1 protein-coding gene is annotated in these 2,041 nt (G+C 40.3%); it reads right to left on the reverse strand.

The window, feature by feature from the left end; all coding sequences use genetic code 11:
* Positions 1-491 precede the first annotated feature (491 nt).
* Positions 492-1,727 (reverse strand): tyrosine-type recombinase/integrase, encoded by a 1,236-nt coding sequence (locus BW928_RS11160; protein WP_076556275.1) that lies wholly within the window; start codon positions 1,725-1,727, stop codon positions 492-494.
* Positions 1,728-2,041 lie beyond the last annotated feature (314 nt).

Raw genomic sequence — 2,041 nt, forward strand, 5'->3', positions numbered from 1 at the left:
GGGGGAAAACGGCAAAGCCTTGATATATCTAGCTTTGTAGGGGTCATTTTCCCATTTTCCCCATTTTCCCCTGTTTTTATGTTTTTGGTGTGTTTTGGGCGTGGTTGTTATTGGGGTTGTGCTTTTATATGAATATGTGCCGACACGCCCAGCATATCAGTGATGGGGAATGTTGGCGGTTGCTGGTAATGGGTTAGGGGGTGGTGCTGGCGTGGTTGTGGTCGGTATCATGGGTTGCTGTTGGCAGGCGTATTGGCGGCAGGCGTGGCGATTGTTTGCATAAATGGGCGGTTTTGATGATATTTTGGTGGTTTATTTATTATTGTTGAGCTTATCTAATAAATAATTTTTTGATTTCCCCTTTCCTTATTCTATATATGTAAAAAATTATTAAGTTATTCTAATTATATATATTAGTTATTATTTTATAATAATAAAATTGCACTTATGATAAGTGCAATTACATTGATTTATTTTATCGTTTTATAAAATTAATCATCATTAGTCTGAATAAGGCTATCTAAAAAATCACTGTACCATTGATTGATGATTTTTCTATCGTGCAGATATTCGGCTTTATTATACACGCCTGCAATGCCTTGCACTTTATGGGCTAATGCAAACTCAATAACACGCCCATCAAATTTCATGCCGTTTTTATCGGTGTGGTTATTTAACTTGGTGCTGGCAATATGGCGAAAACCATGCAGGGTTTGCGTATCATGATAGCCTATGCGGTGCAATGCCATTCTAAACCGCTGATGGGCGTTTTTACGGTTTTTGGCACGGCTGGGGAATAGATAAGTATCATAACCAGTTAGGCTGTGCAGTTGCTGTAATAGGGCGGTTACCTGTTTGGATAATGGGACTACATGGGGACGGCGTTTTTTCATGCGGTGGGCTGGTATTTCCCAAATGCCCTTATCAAAATCAATTTCCGCCCATTTGCCATCAAGCACCTCATTTGGTCGCAAAAATAGGTGGCTAAGTAACTGTATCCCTAGGCGTGTAATTTCGCTGGGTATGGTTTGAATATCCAGCAGTAGTTTTTGTAAATCCTGTTCGCTTGCATGGGCTAATTGTGTAGGCTTGTGCTTTATCATGCGTTCGTGCAAGTGTTCTAATGGGTTAAATTGCACGCCTGCCAATTCTTGAGTCAGGGCAAAGCGATAAATGCGGCTACACACTTGCAAGGCTCGGTTGGCGGTTTCAATAATGGGTTTGCCTGTTTGGGGGTTTGGCGTTTCTTGTAGCTTTTTAAAGAAGCTAAGCCATGTTTGGCGTGATATTTCATTGATGGCTTTTTTGCCCATGGTGGGGAATATGTGTTTTTCTAGCAAGCTAAGATATTTTAACTTTGTGCCATCGTCTAGTTTTTGTATTGCTGGTTCGTTGTACCATTCCAATGCCACGCTTTTAAATGTTTGGGTTGCTGGTGGTGCAGGCGTGGCGGTCAATTCTTCCAAGCCGTGTGCCAATTCTGCAAATTTTTCTTGCACCAGCTTTCTAGCCATCGCCCCAGTAACGGCAGGATAAGCCCCTAGCCCATGCCAACGCCATTTGCCTTTGTTGTCCTTGTAACGCATTTTCCACGATTTCGCCCCTGTTGGCTTGACGAATAAATAAAGCCCTTTGCTATCCACTTCGTTATATTCTTTGATTTCGGGTTCTAGGTTAGCAATAACTGTATCAGATAGGGGGCGTTTTTTAATGGCGGTTCTTTTCATTCTTGTATCTCATAATTTGGTGAACTTGTATCTTTCAAAAGTAAACTAGCATTCCAGCCAATCTGTTTTGTATCTCCATTTTTGTGAACGCAGAGAGATACAAATAGAGATACAAAAATGATTATAATATAGGCGGTAATAGGTGGCAATAAATGGCAATAAAAAATCCCTAGATAATTAATTTATCTAGGGTTTTTTGTGATATGTGGTTGTGTGTGATTATATGATTGGTGGAGATGGCGGGAGTTGAACCTGTTTTTATTGCACCTTGTGCAATGCTATAAAAATTTAACCAAGTAAAATCAATAAGTTAG

The sequence above is a fragment of the Moraxella cuniculi DSM 21768 genome, from assembly GCF_900156515.1.
Classification (GTDB): domain Bacteria; phylum Pseudomonadota; class Gammaproteobacteria; order Pseudomonadales; family Moraxellaceae; genus Moraxella; species Moraxella cuniculi.

What these genes read in the sequence shown, in the direction of transcription:
- BW928_RS11160 (WP_076556275.1), bottom strand. Translation starts at nt 1,727, where the DNA reads ATGAAAAGAACCGCCATTAAAAAACGCCCCCTATCTGATACAGTTATT.